The sequence below is a fragment of the Mesorhizobium amorphae CCNWGS0123 genome (genome assembly GCF_001686985.1).
GTDB lineage: Bacteria > Pseudomonadota > Alphaproteobacteria > Rhizobiales > Rhizobiaceae > Mesorhizobium > Mesorhizobium amorphae.
In genome coordinates, this window is the sequence record NZ_CP015322.1 from 896,855 (window position 1) to 912,992 (window position 16,138).

Annotated in this window: 11 protein-coding genes and 2 pseudogenes; 8 read left to right on the plus strand and 5 right to left on the minus strand. The window is 58.1% G+C overall.

Annotated elements, in window-relative coordinates; all coding sequences use genetic code 11:
- Positions 1-159 precede the first annotated feature (159 nt).
- Positions 160-1,674 carry an ISNCY family transposase gene (locus A6B35_RS33870; RefSeq protein ID WP_065518422.1) on the plus strand — a complete coding sequence of 505 codons (1,515 nt, stop codon included), beginning with the start codon at positions 160-162 and terminating at the stop codon, positions 1,672-1,674.
- A 244-nt stretch (positions 1,675-1,918) separates the two neighbouring features.
- Here A6B35_RS33870 and ltrA read toward each other — a convergent pair.
- Positions 1,919-3,179, minus strand: a pseudogene (gene ltrA / locus A6B35_RS37305) (group II intron reverse transcriptase/maturase).
- A 1,217-nt stretch (positions 3,180-4,396) separates the two neighbouring features.
- Positions 4,397-5,176, minus strand: a complete 780-nt coding sequence (locus tag A6B35_RS33880) for an isopenicillin N synthase family dioxygenase (protein WP_083209877.1) — start codon at positions 5,174-5,176, stop codon at positions 4,397-4,399.
- A gap of 511 nt (positions 5,177-5,687) precedes the next feature.
- Between A6B35_RS33880 and A6B35_RS33885 the strand changes: the two genes are divergently transcribed.
- On the plus strand, positions 5,688-6,542 hold the full coding sequence (locus tag A6B35_RS33885; protein WP_006206353.1) for a hypothetical protein: 855 nt from the start codon (positions 5,688-5,690) through the stop codon (positions 6,540-6,542).
- A 1,089-nt stretch (positions 6,543-7,631) separates the two neighbouring features.
- Here A6B35_RS33885 and A6B35_RS33890 read toward each other — a convergent pair.
- The gene (locus A6B35_RS33890) at positions 7,632-8,819 is read right to left on the minus strand and encodes an IS91 family transposase (protein WP_040581808.1); all 1,188 of its coding nucleotides are present in this window, start codon (positions 8,817-8,819) and stop codon (positions 7,632-7,634) included.
- 4 nt (positions 8,820-8,823) lie between these two features.
- A complete protein-coding gene (locus A6B35_RS33895) occupies positions 8,824-9,687 on the minus strand; it encodes a tyrosine-type recombinase/integrase (protein WP_006199609.1) in 864 nt (287 codons plus the stop codon).
- A gap of 359 nt (positions 9,688-10,046) precedes the next feature.
- Here A6B35_RS33895 and A6B35_RS33900 point away from each other — a divergent pair, with 359 nt between their 5' ends.
- The 6 genes from A6B35_RS33900 to A6B35_RS35325 all read left to right on the plus strand — a co-directional run bounded on the left by A6B35_RS33900 (position 10,047) and on the right by A6B35_RS35325 (position 14,915).
- Positions 10,047-11,060 (plus strand): isopenicillin N synthase family dioxygenase, encoded by a 1,014-nt coding sequence (locus tag A6B35_RS33900; protein WP_065518424.1) that lies wholly within the window; start codon positions 10,047-10,049, stop codon positions 11,058-11,060.
- Positions 11,061-11,448: 388 nt separating this feature from the next.
- A complete protein-coding gene (locus A6B35_RS33905; RefSeq protein ID WP_006199606.1) occupies positions 11,449-12,189 on the plus strand; it encodes a GntR family transcriptional regulator in 741 nt (246 codons plus the stop codon).
- 117 nt (positions 12,190-12,306) lie between these two features.
- On the plus strand, positions 12,307-12,588 hold the full coding sequence (locus tag A6B35_RS33910) for a cold-shock protein (RefSeq protein ID WP_006199605.1): 282 nt from the start codon (positions 12,307-12,309) through the stop codon (positions 12,586-12,588).
- Positions 12,589-12,921: 333 nt separating this feature from the next.
- Complete coding sequence (locus tag A6B35_RS33915) at positions 12,922-13,527, plus strand: helix-turn-helix domain-containing protein (protein ID WP_040581802.1); 606 nt, start codon at positions 12,922-12,924, stop codon at positions 13,525-13,527.
- 5 nt (positions 13,528-13,532) lie between these two features.
- Positions 13,533-14,168, plus strand: a complete 636-nt coding sequence (locus tag A6B35_RS35320; RefSeq protein WP_006199603.1) for an RES family NAD+ phosphorylase — start codon at positions 13,533-13,535, stop codon at positions 14,166-14,168.
- Positions 14,169-14,582: 414 nt separating this feature from the next.
- Positions 14,583-14,915, plus strand: coding sequence for a hypothetical protein (locus A6B35_RS35325; RefSeq protein ID WP_139032165.1), 333 nt, complete (start codon positions 14,583-14,585; stop codon positions 14,913-14,915).
- A gap of 129 nt (positions 14,916-15,044) precedes the next feature.
- On the opposite strand, the pseudogene A6B35_RS37080 reads toward A6B35_RS35325, so the two are convergent.
- Positions 15,045-16,076, minus strand: a pseudogene (locus A6B35_RS37080) (sensor domain-containing diguanylate cyclase).
- Between the last annotated feature and the right edge of the window lie 62 nt (positions 16,077-16,138).

A 16,138-nucleotide genomic window follows, 5' to 3' on the forward strand; every position in this document is an offset into this window, starting at 1 on the left:
TGCTCTCGCTCGCGGTCTGCACGCCTCGTGCCACCACGCGCTGCTGCGGCGCGGCAATGAACGTGAGAGCGCGCATTGCATCGCCTGAACTGCTCCCGGATGTTGGGCCGTTGCCTCATCTGATTTGCTCCCCGCAGTTTTGGGGCGGGAGCAAATCAGATGAGGCGGATAAGCATGGCGACGCGGGATGAGCTGGTGAAGGTGGTAGCGGCGCGCTACGCCCGAGGCGATCGGGCAGAGAAGTCGCGCATTCTCGATGAATTCGCGGCGGTAAGCGGCTTTCACCGCAAGCATGCCATGCGGTTGCTGCGGAATGGACCACCGGCGGAGCGTTCGGGCCCGCGACCGGAGCGCCGGCTTTATGACGACGCGGTGCGCGAAGCGCTGATCGTGCTCTGGGAAGCTTCGGACCGCATCTGCGGCAAGCGTCTAAAGATGCTGATACCGATTTTGGTGGAGGCGATGGAGCGTCACGGGCATCTGCATCTAACCGCCGAGATCCGCACACGGTTATTGGCGATGAGCGCGGCGACGATCGACCGCGCCCTTCGCGAGGTTCGAGACATCGCTGGTGGGCCGAGACGCCGTCGCAGTACAGCGTCCACCGCGCTGCGGCGCAGCATTCCGATCCTAACCTTCTCCGATTGGCAGGATCCTCCGCCTGGATTCGTCGAGGCCGACCTGGTGGCGCACAGCGGACCGACGACGCGGGGAAGCTTCATACAGACGCTTTGTCTTACCGACGTCGCGAGCGGATGGACGGAATGCGCGCCCTTGCTGGTGCGTGAACAGAAGCTGTTGAGCGAGGTGCTGACGGTATTGCGGCGGCTCCTGCCATTTCAGCTTCTCGGATTCGACACGGACAATGACAGCGTGTTCCTGAACGAGACGATACGCGACTACTGTCTGGATGCCGGCATCGAGTTCACCCGCTGCCGTCCTTACCGCAAAAATGACCAGGCCTTCGTCGAACAGAAGAACGGCGCCGTGGTGCGACGCATTGTCGGGTATCGCCGGCTCGAGGGGCTCGAAGCCGCTGCTGCCCTTGCACAGCTCTATTCGACGGTTCGGCTGTTCGTGAACTTCTTCCAACCCTCCTTCAAGCTGGCCGGAAAGGAACGGGACGGCGCCCGCGTGCGCAAGCGCTATCACCCTGCGGCAACACCTTGCCAGCGACTGCTGGCAGATCCACGCACGCCTGAACCGGTTCGTGCCAAGCTTGCGCAAACACAGTCGAGGCTGGACCCGGTAAAGCTGCTGCAGGAGATGCGATCGGCGCAGCAGCGCCTGGTCAACATTGCCGATGAATCCTGCACGCCGGCGCTGGTGAGCGATCCGGCGCTGGACCAATTCCTGTCCGGTCTGCGAACGGCTTGGAAGGAGGGGGGAGTCCGCCCAACCGCACGAGCCAAGCCGAGGCAAAAGCGAGGGCGTCGCCGACCGGATCCGCTCGTGAAGGTCACAGGCCAGTTGCGCGCGTGGTTCGACGAAGAGCCTTGGCGGACGAGCCGCGAATTACTGGTGCGTCTGCAGGCGGAGCAGCCGGGACAATATCCTGATCCGCTTCTGCGCACGCTGCAGCGGCGCTTGAAGATCTGGCGGAAGGAAAAGGCACACGCGATGGTGTTCGGCCCAATGCACGTCGAGTCGGCAATCGAGCTAATCGCGCATTGATCGAATCCCAGCCCAGGGGACATTTTGGTGAGGCAACGGAAAGATCGTTCGGGAGCATTCCAGGGTGAGGCAATACGGCTTCTCTCCCAGATTGCCGCGCTATACGCTGCCAAGCACCACCGGTTGCGCGGCCAAAACGACCCTTGAAACCTCAGAAAAACCGGCCTTGGCGAGTAGCGGAGACGCTTGCGCGCCTCCGCTCTCTCAGAACCGTGCGTGAACCTCTCAGCTCACACGGCTCCCATCAGGAAAACGTGCCGATCAGACCGAGTTGCCAGTGCACGAAGAGATCGGTGCGCTGCTTGACGATCCGTTGTAAGAACCGACTTGCCCGAGCCTTACCCCTGCCAAAGCGCTTGAACTTCCGCCTTGCCCACGCAAGCACCGTCTGATTGACGTAGCGAAGTATGGGCTGCAGCCCCGTTGGCGCGTACCGTCCATAATAGCTGATCCACCCCCTGAGGAGCGGATTGACCAGCCGGGCGATGTCGTCCAGCGAGAGCTGCGTCTGTCGGCGGATGTGCAAGTCCCTGATCTTTTCCCGCATCGCTCTCAGCGCCGAGGAACTGACCGCTGGTGTGAAGCCGCAAAACAGTCGCCCGCTTTGCGTTCCCCATACCGCGCGCGGTCGGAAACAATATCCGAGGAAGTCGAACGTCACGTTCGGATGTTGCCCTCTGCGTTTGGAGTCTCTGCAGTAGACGATCTTGGTCTTCGTCGGGTGCAGTTCCAGTTGGCATTCCGCCAACCTCGCCTGAAGCACAGCCTTGACGGCTTCTGCTTCCTGCTCGGTCCGGCAGTGCACCAGCCCATCATCCGCATACCGACACCATGGGAGGTCGGGATGTGTCCGTTTCATCCACAGATCAAACGCATAGTGCAGAAAAAGATTTGAAAGAAATCGGCGAAACCACGCCCCCTTGCGGAGTTCCGCAGTTCCGTTCAATCCTCTGTCCATCCTTTTCCATGGGCGCTGTCAGCCATCTCTCGATGTATAGTAATGCCTACTTGCTCTTTACGTGCCTGCGAACTGCCGTGAGCAGAAGCTCGTGCGAGATGTTGTCAAACAGACCTTTGATGTCAAACTCCAGAACCCAATCATATTTCCAGCACCGCTGACGCGTGACCCCTACGGCATCGAGTGCCGATTTTCCCGGCCTGTAACCGTAGGAATCTTTCAGGAAGATCTGATCGAGCTCCGGCTCGATGAGCTGCTTGACCACCATCTGCGCGATCCTGTCGCTCACGGTGGGCACACCCAAAATCCGCTGGCCCCCAGTCTTTTTGGGAATGGGGACGGCACGGACCGGTGGCGGAAAGTAGCTTCCCAAGCTCATCCTGTTCCAGATCCTGTAGAGATTCCTCCCCAGGTTGGCTTCGAATGCCTCGATCGTCTGCCCGTCCACGCCAGCCGCACCACCATTGGATTTGACCGCTTTGTAGGCTTCGTACACCAGCCGCTTATCGATCATAAACGGCTTGTCTGTCGCATCTGTCGTTGTCATCCTGTTGCCAGTTGCTTCAAAATACGACCACCTGATCCGCCCCCTTCGCTCCAGCCCCATTACAGGACCTTCGTCACTACTACGGGTCGATCCGCCCCAACTTCCTGCATCGGTACTCTCGCCTCACGGTGGTGTGCCGCTTGTGCTTCTCCCTTGGCATCAGAAAGTTGGTTCCTGCAGTTCCGCGCAAAAGCCTGCATCCGGCTCATGCCCCCTATACGCCGTCCACTGTCCGCCCAGTCATCAGGCTCCCGACGGACTTGTCCCGAGAGATCCATACGCCCTCGGTTTTAGTGGTATCAAAGAGTACTAACGACGCGTCATCGAAGGGTTTGCTTGCGCTCATCTTCCGGATGCCTACCTGCCCCAGATCATGTCCGCGGCTTTTGACCCAACGCTAACCACCATGGCTCTTCTACCACAGCAGCTTGGGCTGGTTTGAGACCCGCTCCTGAAAGCCGATCCCGAGGGGCCCACCCTCATCTTTCACGCAGCTTCTCAGCATGTTGTCAGTTCACCATCGAACCTCCTTCTGCTTGCTGCAGCACACTATGGACGGAAACTAGACTATAGACTAGGGCTTTTGTCCGGACTTCTCGCCCAACGGCCCCACCGTTTCGTGGCTGACCTCCCGCGCTGACCACCTCCCGAGTACCCGGGCTTCTTCATACTCCTCATGCGGTGACCGGATCCCACCTCGTCAACGTGAACGATACCGCGCATCTCCATCCACAACCTCTTGTCCGAAGCTGGACAAGAATGTCGGAAACCCGACGAAACGGTCGGTCGGGCCGACCTGTCGGTATTGGACGAGTGGCGTAACTCACAAAGGAGCGCCAACAGGCACGCAACTTGCATGGGTCACGGCGGACGGCCGCAGTTGCCGCAGTGCATGATAAATATCGGTCTTCGTCATTCGGCCGCTGTTCTGGCTCTGATCGGCAAATTCCAGACCCTCTGTAACGTTGGATCTGGTCAAACAGGTACCTCCGAAATAAAAGCGCGAATTAGGTCGGAGTTCGTAACACCGAAGCGCTGCCGAGCGTGACGCACTCGGTTTTCAACAGGCCATCAACATGATGCATGAGCTGGTGCGGCTGGCGCAGCCCCTCATGCTCGCGCAGATCCGCGATGATCCTCTTCCGTAAACCGCTTTCTCTTCATCAGTCCGTCCTTCAATCGAGGTCGAACACTCAATTTGGTTTCAGTCGAAGAAACTACCCATGGCAGGTTATGGCCTTACGCTCGTCATCCCGAATGGAAAGACCATCGGCAACGAGATCCGCCGAATCCTCGCCGACGCCGCCTAGCTCAGCTATTACGCGTCGCAGAGTCACAACTTGGGCAAGTATCGTGAGGCTCCCGTAATCGACGTGCGCGCCAATGCCAATGACGTTCTCCTCCACCCGTCCCGACTGCGTCGGGTAGCGAAGCAACCGTTGATAGGTGATCGGATCCGTTACCCTGGAGTCAAAAAAATCCCTGGACAGGTCGAGGCTCAGCGCGACTCCTCTTAAAAGTTTTGTCGCGAGGTCCTTCATCGCCTGGTGATAGCCAAATACGGTCTCACGAAACCCGGGCAGCGCCGACGGCCACTGGTTCGGACCGAAAAAGGGACGCTCAAGAGTAGGCCGTTCGGGGCCGATGTCAAAACACTCTTTCAAATCTTTTGTGTTCGTTGGATCTGTGTTTTCACCAAAGATCTCTACGTAACCCCGCAATGCAACTCCCGAATTGGCCATATGAAGTTTCAACTTCTCTTCAAGCGGCTGGTCAAAGAACGCACGGGCTTGGGCGAACGTATCGTCCACCAATTGTGCCGGCACGCTGTGGTTCTTCACGTACATAAAGCCAACGTTCTCGAATGCCCAGCGGATGTCCTTTGCCACGCCCGAAGCGCCGCTGTCATCCAGAAGCGGCCCTACATCGACAATGGGTATTTTGTCGAAGGATTGGCGTTGCGCGCGAAGCCTATCGTCGAGATCGGATTTGGTCATGGACATTTTTCCATTATTTTTTAGGAAGTTACGAGCATTGTCTACACGGCAAAAGTCGTGCCAGGTCAAAAATCTATTTTGTTTGAATGGCTTGCCAGTACGTGCCCCCGTTCCTGCCAGCATTACGGCGAAATTTTGTAACGATTCCAGCCTACTCCGAGTTTGCGACAAAACCCGGAGGAACCCTTCGATCCATCCCTGGGACAACGCCGCCCGACACCTACAGCGCGTTCGCTAGTCGCGTCTGCGACACGGTAATGGTCGGCCGGATTCTTAGCATGCCAGTTAGTCATTGAAAGACATGCAGAAAATCAATTCTGCGTCTCTTTCCCGTGCTACTGGCACGAATGTTGAAGCTCCCCATTCGGTAGGCAGCAGCTGCCGACCGAAATTCATGTTGCGGCTAACTGCGATAATTTCGCTCTCCGCGGCTGTCGACCTCGGACAGAGGTGGTCGGCTGCGATCTCAAAGGCAAGGGCAGGGAGCAGGACAATAGTGAGGGCAAGTGCAATGCGCACCAGCATTCAGTGGCTGAAGCACGACTTCTCCGCAGCATATAACCGCAAGTGGCCGCACGCCTATTTTCGCGCGCATTTAGCCCTGGACTATATGCTTCCAGATCGGGCCAAGGCGGTCTTCGAAAGGATCTTCGCTGACTATCGACGCGTCCGAAACAAGGCAAGGTTGAAGATTATTGATATTGGTTGCTCCTACGGGGTCAATGCTGCCTTGCTGCGCACCGATCTCGATCTCGACGATCTGTATGCGGCCTATCTGGGATCCAGGGGATCGCTTTCGGGCCGACACGAAATCGAGCATCGCGCCTTCTTTCGCAATCGCGGCCTTCGTGATGACATCCAGTTCGTCGGCGTGGATCCGTCATTCCGCGCCGTTCGCTATGCGCGAGATCAGGGCCTGTTGGAGGCCGGCATCCCCGCTAATCTGGAAACCCGGAACTTGACGTTCAAGGAGCGTTGCGCCATGGCGGATGCAGATATCGTCATCAGCACAGGATGTGTGGGATACGCCACGGAGCGAACCTTTGCACGCGTGTATGATGCCACGGCGGCATCACGCCCGTGGGTTGTCGCCTTCGCAATGCACCCCTTCAGGTATGACGACATCGCCGCGGCCCTTCGGGGGTTTGCGTTGGAAACCAGGCTCATAGACCGGTTCAGACAACGTCAGCGCCGTTTTTCCACAACGATGGAACGGCAGGGGATCCTGACTGCTATGACTGAGATCGGCATTGAGGGTCGCTTGGAGCGCACGACCGGCTATGTCTACGCATCATGCTACATCTCCGCACCACCCGGCGAAGTGCTCTACGGTGGAACTTTGGTCAGCGCCGCGAAATCACACTGAGGCCAAGTGGTTTCGACGAAAGGCGCTCAAGCACCATGACAGCCGCTGCCGCGCGGGCCGTGCTCCTCGCATAGGCTGGAATATCGGAGCCTGCTTATCGCGTGGCAACCAGCAGGGCCGACGTAGAAGCTCCGCTAGAGACATCGGCTCACGAAGGCAAAGGCCCCTCTTCGCCCCCGTCCAAATCTAGGATGCATTCCAGGGCATCATTTCTCAAAGTTGACCGTGAGCAATCCGGGCCTCAAGCTGTAAGCTGCTTCGGCCGATTAAGCGCAGTGATCAGAAGCCCCAAAAATTGCGTCGGCCAAGTGAGTGCCGGCGCTGGAACGCAATGGACACTTGAAGCTCAAGAAGGAGATACGCCACACGATCCTGCCGATGAGCGCCTCAACGATCGACCGCTTGCTCCAGTTGCCACGGCGCACCATGCGTACGAAAAAGCCGCCAAGGGTTGTTGCTCACCTATCGACCTCCCCGGCAGTATGGAAATAGACTTGGTCGCTCATTGCGGGGGAATCAACCGAAGCTTTTCTGGGAGAGGTGCGAGCTGTGCAGGCTTATCTGGCGGCCCTGGCTGACGGCGAAACACAACCTCGCCTCGTCTCTGCCCAAGCTTAATCCGATCGAACCGCCGTGGTACGGACCCGTATGCCCGGTGGTGTGGGAGGGGCGGCGCCGTGAGGCGTCCCCCTATCCCGGCCAATCCAAACCCGACATCATCGGAATCCCTCGCGATTCAATCATTCAATCTGGAGGGTTATGTGAGGTCGCATCGGTCGTCGCGGCGAGCTCGAGCGACCTCACATAAGCCGGATTGAAGTAAGGCGCGGGTTGTTAGCCGCTGTTATGGAGATAGTAGGGCACGCTGTTTGACGGCGATAGCGAATTCGTCGCGTGCAGCGGTGGCACGACCGAATTTTGGCTTGATCCGGCGACCTTCGCGAGCAGCTTGGCGGGCGATCGGTGGCGATTTTTGCGCTCTCAATGCACACTGTCGGTCTTTCGGTGTGACCAGGGCCAAGCGGTGTCGCGCGCAGGCGGGGCGCTTGGTTTTGCGGGCATATCGGAGGGGGTGCGGATTGTCGGAGTTCATGATGTATCGCACCAGAAAGATGATGGCCGGGGCGGCGAAACAGGCGCAACAGTGATCCCTGTCCTGTGCATGGGACGCCGGCAGTCAGGGCATTCGTAGGACTGCCTGTGCTGTGATTTGCCGGCCTGCTGCTGCCCGCCTGCTGGTGATGGCTGGTCGAGGAGCTGCCTGCAGAGACCGATCCGATCCCGTCGGTGACTATTGGCGAGAAAGCCGAAGTGACGCATGCGGTGGAAGCCGGCGGGAAGCACGTGAAGAAGAAAGCGCCGGATGAACTCGCGCGGGTCAAGGCGCATGATCTTCTCGCGGTCCCGACCATTGCCACGGTAATCCTTCCATCTGAAGGCAACATGGCCGTCATCGACCTCGACGATGCGGCTGTTGGCGATGGCAACACGATGGGTGTAACGGCCGAGATAGGCAAGCACCTGGTCAGGGCCGCCGAACGGTGGCTTCGAATAAACAACCCATTCGACGCGGCGAGCACGCGCGAGATGGCGGGTGAACGCCTCGGCGTCGTTGAGATGGCTGAGTTCGTTGGAGAAGCGGAGTTCACCGTGAGCGAAGACGTCGGCAAGGGCAGTCAGAAAGAGCCGCCGAAACAGGCGCGACAGCACGCGCACGGGCAGAAAGAAGCCCGGCCGGCAAGCGACCCATCTTGACCTGCCGGGCGAGAGACCGCCGCCGGGCACGACGCAATGGACATGGGGATGATGGGTCATGGCCTGGCCCCAGGTGTGAAGCACGGCGACGATGCCGATCTCGGCGCCCAGCCGCTTGGGGTCGGCGGCAACGGCCTGCAGCGTCTGGGCTGCGATCCGCATCAGCAATGCATAGACGACCGCCTTGTTGTGAAAGGCGATCTCGGCGATGCCAGGTGGTAGCGTGAAGACCACATGAAAGTACGGGACCGGCAACAGATCGGCGACGCGTGCATCGACCCACTCCTTGCGGGCCGCGCCTTGACACTTCGGGCAATGGCGATTGCGGCAGGAATTATAGGAGATGCGGGTCCTGCCGCAATCGTCGCAGGCATCGACGTGACCACCGAGCCTGGGTGTCCGGCAAGCTTCGATCGCGCCCATGACGCGTCGCTCGCCGCGGCCCAGATGACCGGCGTTCTCACGCCTGTAGGAACTCCCATGCCGTCGAAAGATGTCGGCGACTTCGAAGGTGGGGCGCAACCGATTACGATTCCGGCGGCGTCACCTCCAGTCGTAATCGATCGAGCGGACTGGCCGTCGACCGGATCGTGTCGGTGGAGACCTGGGCATAGCGCGCTGTCGTCGAGAGGTTGGCGTGTCCGAGCAGGACCTGGATGATGCGAATATCGGTCCCGTTCTCGAGCAGATGAGTGGCAAAGGAATGCCGCAGCGTATGGACGGTGACGTGCTTGGAAAGGCCCGCAGCCGCAACCGCCGAACGACAGGCGGAATGCAGCACCCACGGCTCGATCGGCTTGTCAGAATCGCGCCCGGGAAACAGAATGTCCCTGGGTCGCGCCAAGCGCCAATAGCTGCGTAGGATCCCGAGTAGTTCCGGCGACAGCATGACGTAGCGGGCTTTGCCGCCTTTGCCGCGTGTGATGTGGATCACCATCCTTGAGCTGTCGATATCGTTGGCGCGAAGACCACAGACTTCCGAGACCCTGAGACCGGCGGCATAAGCTGTTGTCAGAGCTACCCGCGCCTTCAAGCTGGAGACAGCCTGCAAAAATTCGACGACCTCGTCGCTGGAAAGAACTACCGGCAACTGGCGAGGCTCGCGCGCATACGGAATATGCTCCGGGATGGTATCCTGACCGAGCGTTACGCCATAGAGGAACCGGAGTGCGCAGACGATCTGGTTCAATCCCGACCAGGAGATGCCCTTCGACACGAGGTGAACCTGGAAGGCATGGATATCGTCAAGGCCCAGCCGATCGGGCGATCGGCCAAAATAGCGGCTAAACTTTGCGACTGCATAAAGGTAGGATTGCTGCGTGGCCGGAGATAGATTGCGGACTGTCATGTCCTCGATCATCCGGCGACGCAGAGGGCTCATCTCAGCCATCTGGATCTCCTGTCTGAAGGATGGGTTTGCAACACCCAAATCCTCTCAGACAGGAGGCGTCTCTCAAAGCGGGCACCAATTGCCGCGACTAGCGGCTTAGTTCAATCTGAACGTCCGCCGCTCTAGACGACGTTTCTTACAGATCGGGTGAGAATGATAGCGTTCTCTTCGCACTCCAGCCATAAGATCCCCGGTGCCTTTTGATCTAATCGGCGTCTTGTCGGAAACCCGACAAATTTTTGCTCGTCATGCACGTAGAAATGGACACCTAAGCGCAACCTATTAGAATCACACAGCTTTCTGATACGGTACGGCTTTTGCTTCTCAAGCAGCGTTCCGGACCACCACAAAACGGGAGAATGTCTGTGACCACATCCGATCTTGCGGGCCTCGACGACAGATTCCGTGCGCAGCGTCAATCCTTCGACAAAATACCCATTGTCGATGTAGGGCCGCTTCTGGATGACAGCGGCGCTTCGGGCGTGGCAAAGGACATCCGCTGGGCATTCGAGAACGTTGGCTTTATGTACGTGAAGAACCACAGCGTGCCGGCACAATTGGTGGACGATACGTTCGCCCAAGCCCGTGCGTTCTTTGACCAGCCGCTTGAAGAGAAGTTGAAACTTCATATGGCCAATTCGGGAGTTGCATTGCGGGGTTACGTAGAGATCTTTGGTGAAAACACAGATCCAACGAACACAAAAGATTTGAAAGAGTGTTTTGACATCGGCCCCGAACGGCCTACTCTTGAGCGTCCCTTTTTCGGTCCGAACCAGTGGCCGTCGGCGCTGCCCGGGTTTCGTGAGACCGTATTTGGCTATCACCAGGCGATGAAGGACCTCGCGACAAAACTTTTAAGAGGAGTCGCGCTGAGCCTCGACCTGTCTAGGGATTTTTTTGACTCCAGGGTAACGGATCCGATCACCTATCAACGGTTGCTTCGCTACCCGACGCAGTCGGGACGGGTGGAGGAGAACGTCATTGGCATTGGCGCGCACGTCGATTACGGGAGTCTCACGATACTTGCCCAGGACAATGTCGGAGGACTCCAGGTCATGAATCGTGAAGGGGTCTGGGTTGAAGGAGCGCCAATTGCCGGGACTTTCGTCATCAACATCGGCGAGCTTTTGCAGATACTAACCAACGAACGTTACATTGCCAACTTTCATCGGGTCGTGAACACGTCCGGGCGTGAGCGGTTTTCGATTCCATTCTTCATCGACGCGGACTACGATGCCGTGGTTGAACCTCTTGAAAGCTACGTATCTCCATCGAACCCCTCGCGCTATTTGCCTATCACATGCGGAGAGCATAAATTCGGGCGGTTCGTAAGGACCTTTCCGCACCTGGAAAGGGTCGGCCGAGGGAACTGATGGGATCGGGTCTCCAAGCTCTTCGGCTGATCGTGGATGGCGGCTATCCGAAGCCACAGAACTGCCTGACCCGACGAGCATAGGGACAAGTTACAATCGGTGGCCGCCGTTGCGTTGACTACTTCATCAATGCTGGCCGGCTAGCCAGACAGCTAGGTGGGATGGTTCGGGTTTGATGTGGCCGTCGGCTTAGCGGCGGTGCATCTGGCGATTGATGGCAGGCGTGAGGCGGTGCCTCTGGTCGCTTGTGAAGCCAGCCGCAGATCATGCTCCAATCGATGGCCTGATCAGATCGTGTGCGTCACGTAGCGTCTCCCTGCTACCAACTGGAGCCTAATCTGGTGCCATGTCCGTTGCCCCAATGCAGCGGACTTTACGAAGGTCAAAAATGTTCACCATGTATTTCAGGAATATCAATTTGATCGACTATAACACTAAAGAGGCCAAATACCTGTCGGGCCAACCCGGCGGCAGAATGACAAAGGCTAACATTTATCATGCAATACGGCACCGAATTTGTCTTCTCGATTACATGCCCGGCAGCCGGTTGAACGAGCGCGAACTCGCGGTCGAATTCGGAGTCAGCCGCACGCCTATGCGTGCCGTCTTGCAGCGTCTCGAATACGAGGGTTTTATTGTAAGCCAGCACGGCAACGGAACCGAAGTTACTTCCGTCGACCTAAAATCGATCCGTGATATATACGTCATTCGAATGCGGCTGATGGATGCTATGGCGGAGTCCGCGCCGGTTCCTATTACTGGCGAAACTCTTAAAGAGTTCGAGGAACTAGAGGAGTCTTGCGGTGCGCTTCTTCATCAGCGAGGTAAGCGGCAAATCGCGGAGATTATTATTCGTGAGCGCGGTATGCTGTATGGCTTGAGCAGCAACGCACCCCTCAGGAATTTGAACGACATTTTGTTTTTTCGGTCAGCGCAATTTTGGTTTCCACTGCTCCAACATAGGGACTTCGCTCAACAGGTTAGTGAGTTGCTGATTGAGCTTCGTATGATCCGCAATGCCCTTGAGCTGCGCGATGTACGGCTGGTCGGGGCCATTCATAAGGCGCACCTTGCAATACTTCTATCGCGGTTAGATGCTTGGATGGCATTAGAGACTCAGCCAACTTAGATCGTCCTTGAGATATCAAGATGTCGACCGTAAACGACGGAACGGACGCTGCACTCGGACATCGCGTGTCAGAATGGTTGCGTTTGAAAGGTCATCAAGTCGCGCAGGTGCTGGAGATTGGCAATCAGATCGCGAAAACTCCGTCACATACGCGCGTCGCTGGAGGGACCAACCATCGTCGAGACGGGTGCGCAGCAGAGCGGGGGTACGGTCAAGTGGTACAACCCCGAAAAGGGCTTCGGCTTCACTGCTCCTGACAACGGTGAGAAGGACGTCTTCGTTCATGCCAGCATCCTGACCCGCTCAGGGCTCAGCCTGCTGGTGGAGGGACAGATGGTGTTTGTCGAATGCGGGCAAGGCAAGAAGGGCTTGGAAGTCCGGAGCATTCGCCTCGCCTAGACGGCGATGCATTCCCCATGCCCCCTACGCAGATATTGCAACACTGCGGGCCGGTCGCAATATAAGTACAGGATTTGACCGATATGCGCTATAGGCTTGGCGTCCAAGGGCTACGCGGTGACGTCATGGCCCGGTCAATTACCGGCACTTTAGGTTCTGGGATACCGGCAAGGGTCAGCTTGTCCCGTTGTCCTATAGCGCCAGTGATCAAGAACCAGATGCAGGCGCGTGGACGGTTTCTCTTCTAACCAACTGCATGACGATCGTTCAGCCAGGGAAGTTGACGTGGGCTTTTTGTCCCTATATATTCCTCTTGTCAACCAAGAGATCATCATGGCTCGGACAACGCCAAACCCAAGTGTTATCCGGTCTGATAGCTTGCAGGCGGTGTTTCTTCGGCGCGCCACATCAGCGCTTGAGCGCATGGCAGCCAATGCCTCGCCGAAGGTTCTCTCGGACGCTTTGTCAGCCCCGACCGACACCGGTTCGCTCGCCCGACTTCTCAGCCAGTCTGACATCATCGGATCGGCTGTCATGGAACTCGACCCTCTGGTTCCTGCCCTTGCGAGGAATGTCGAACACCGCAAGTTCCTGATCGAGCGTGCGGGCGGCACCTTGTCGGCCGAGGATGCCGGACGGCTGCTCGGAATTTCGCGACAGGCAGTCGACAAGCGCCGGCGAGCCGGGTCGTTGCTTGCCGTTCGGGAGGGAAGCGATTGGCGATATCCTGGTTGCCAATTTGACGAAACGGATGTGGTCGGCGGCATCGCGGAAGTTGTGCGAGCCTACGCTTCAGCCGGACCGTGGATGGCGCTGGACTTCCTGCTCGGCCCCGACTCGGTGCTCGCAGGGCGCACGCCGCTTGCGGCGTTGAGGGCTGGAGACCGGGATTCAGTGCTGCGCATTCTACGCAGTGAGGCTACGGACGGGTTTGCATGATTTCCGTGGAGCGGGCCGCGCGCCGCGGTCCACTCGGTCTGACGCCTCCGCCTCCCGATTGGCTTGACGATATCTCGCTGCCTATTGACGAAATAGAAGCCGGTCAGGTGTTGCAGCGTATTCACCGATCTTCGCTCGCCCCGATTTTCTTCGGCCCGGGACGAGGCGTGCCGCCGACCAGTCGTTTTGACAGTGCGGGCGGACGGTTCGGAGTCCTCTACGCCGGCCTGACGCTGCGCGGCGCCCTGGCCGAAACACTGCTACGCAATCCGCAACGTCTTATGGTCGGTATGGCAGCTATACTGGAGCGCTCCGCATCGGGGCTTGTCTCTGATCGGCCCTTACGGGTTGTGCGTCTGTGTGGACCAGGACTTCAAACCGTGGGCACGGACAACGCGATTTCGACCGGCCCCTATGCGCCTTGCGGATTTTGGTCTGATGCGCTGTGGAGTCATCGAGATCAGCCGGATGGATTGGCCTATCAATCGCGACACGACTCCAGCGAGATTTGCCTAGCTCTCTTTGAGAGAGCTGGTTTTCAACTTCTGCCTCGGGAAACCCGATCCTTGTCTAGCATGGTCGACGAAGTTGCAGCGGTGCTCGACAGTTATGGGAAATCCGTTTCGCTACCTGCCAACTAGACGTCAGCTAACGCTGCCAGCAATCTCGTCGGGCTCGTCCATGAACGAACGGTCATCCTGCTGTCGCGCCCTAGCTGGTTAGATAGGCTGTCAGCCCCCAATTCTAATGCAACCGTGGGTCTTCTGGCTTGTTAGTCAAGAGATTCGCCATATTGAAAACCCCCGATATAGCCATCGGCACCGCTCGAATGCGTTGGACTAACCCGCTCCGCGATTGCGGAGCGGCAAGGGGGGCGCCAGCGTGTGTGGTGTTGATCGCGTCGTCTGTCGCGCTGAGCATGTGCCCACAGCGAGTTCCGAGTGCGTCAGCATGGAATGGCTGTTTGCAGCCCATTCTGTCACATTCTATCGGATAAAGGAGGGGGCATGAAAGAGGCCGCGCTTAAGATTGGAAGAGGATGCAGAGGAGACACAATGAAAATCGCCGCACTCGCAGCGGCGGTGATGGTCGACACGACCTCGGCCCGGGCTTGCGACCATGCGATCGTTCCTTCCAACTGGAAATCGTGCGCAATAGGGCCACTAAGCGAAAACGGTGGAAAAGCAGATTGGGCTGCGATTCCCGCATGGACTATGAAGCCAGCTATCCGGCCATATTTTCTCGATGATCCGCGTTTGCTGGCTAACCATGGTCTATGCAACACGAAATACCGCCGCGTCACTTTATGTCTCCCAGGATGGCAAGAGAGCAGGGACAAAGACGCGTGTTGGTATCTCATTTGCAGCGGGTTCCAGGCGCAACGCTGATAAGGGTGGCTTAAGGCATTAATTCTTTGTCCCCATGCGACCAAACACGCCGGCACGCTTCATCCCAAAGCGCTCGTCAAAATCGAGACCTTCTGGCAGAGTCGATGCGAGAGGCTGTAGCGTCCTTGATCAGACCGCGTCGGGACCTTCCGATGCGAGGAGCAATGCAACTTCGACGCGGTTTCGGCCTTTGTGCTTGGCCTTGTAAAGGGCGGTGTCGGCGGCGAGAAGCAGGCCTTCCGGCATCCTGATCGTCCCGCCCGATCGTGACAGTGCGGTCGCTGAACCAATGCTAACGGTGACACGTCCGCCGCCTTCCGGGTTGTCGTCATGAGGCAAGCCGAGGTTTTCGATTGCGATCCTCAGCCGCTCCGCTATTTCGAGCGCTTCCTCGCTGTCGGTATCAGGCAAGATGACGGCGAGTTCTTCCCCGCCGTATCGCGACGCCAGATCCCCAGAACGATGAAGCGCGTCTCTCATAGCGGCAGCGACGGCACGAAGACAATCATCACTAACCTGATGACCTTATGTGTCGTTAAAGCCTTTGAAACGATCGATATCGAGCAACAGCAAGGACATCTGTCCAGCGCTGCCAACGGTGCGCCGCCATTCCCTGTCCAGGGTCTCATCGGCTCGGCGGTTGCCGAGGCCGGTCAGCCCGTCCGTCATCGCAAGCGAGCGGAGTTGTTCTTCGAGCCGTTTGCGTTCTGTAACATCTCTCATGATCAGCACGAAGTCGCCAGGAACGCCAGTTAGCGGATCACGCACGATGCGCGCCTTGGTCTCCACCCAGACGGTTTTCCCATCCTTCCGTCGAATCTCGATCGCAAGCGGCTCGCCTTCATCTGCCCCGGCAAGCAAGAGCGCGGCTGCCGCGGCGATGTTTTGAAGATGCTCGGGCGGAACGAACACCTCCGGACCCTGCCTCACTATCTCCTCCGGCAGCCATCCCAGAAGTCGGGTGCATGACGGTGAAACGTAGCGTGCCTTCGTGTCCGGTCCGAGTTGCATGATGACGTCACCGCTGTTCTCAGTGAGCATCCGGAAATTCGTCTCCTCCGGGAGAATGTCCGAAGGGATAGCACGGCCGGCCGGCGATTGCCCGGACCCGGTGCGACCAAAAGCCTTGCGAATAAGCTGTGACGCGGATGGCAGGCGCATATTTATCTCCTCTTCGGACACTTTTGTGGGGGGCGCCGCAGCATTCTTTATCGGTTGTTCAA

Coding starts and splice junctions, on each gene's coding strand:
- A6B35_RS33885 (WP_006206353.1), top strand. CDS start 5,688: ATGCGCACCAGCATTCAGTGGCTGAAGCACGACTTCTCCGCAGCATAT.
- A6B35_RS33905 (WP_006199606.1), top strand. CDS start 11,449: ATGTTCACCATGTATTTCAGGAATATCAATTTGATCGACTATAACACT.
- A6B35_RS33900 (WP_065518424.1), top strand. CDS start 10,047: ATGTCTGTGACCACATCCGATCTTGCGGGCCTCGACGACAGATTCCGT.
- A6B35_RS33895 (WP_006199609.1), bottom strand. CDS start 9,687: ATGGCTGAGATGAGCCCTCTGCGTCGCCGGATGATCGAGGACATGACA.
- A6B35_RS35325 (WP_139032165.1), top strand. CDS start 14,583: ATGAAAATCGCCGCACTCGCAGCGGCGGTGATGGTCGACACGACCTCG.
- A6B35_RS33880 (WP_083209877.1), bottom strand. CDS start 5,176: ATGACCAAATCCGATCTCGACGATAGGCTTCGCGCGCAACGCCAATCC.
- A6B35_RS33915 (WP_040581802.1), top strand. CDS start 12,922: ATGGCTCGGACAACGCCAAACCCAAGTGTTATCCGGTCTGATAGCTTG.
- A6B35_RS33870 (WP_065518422.1), top strand. CDS start 160: ATGAGGCGGATAAGCATGGCGACGCGGGATGAGCTGGTGAAGGTGGTA.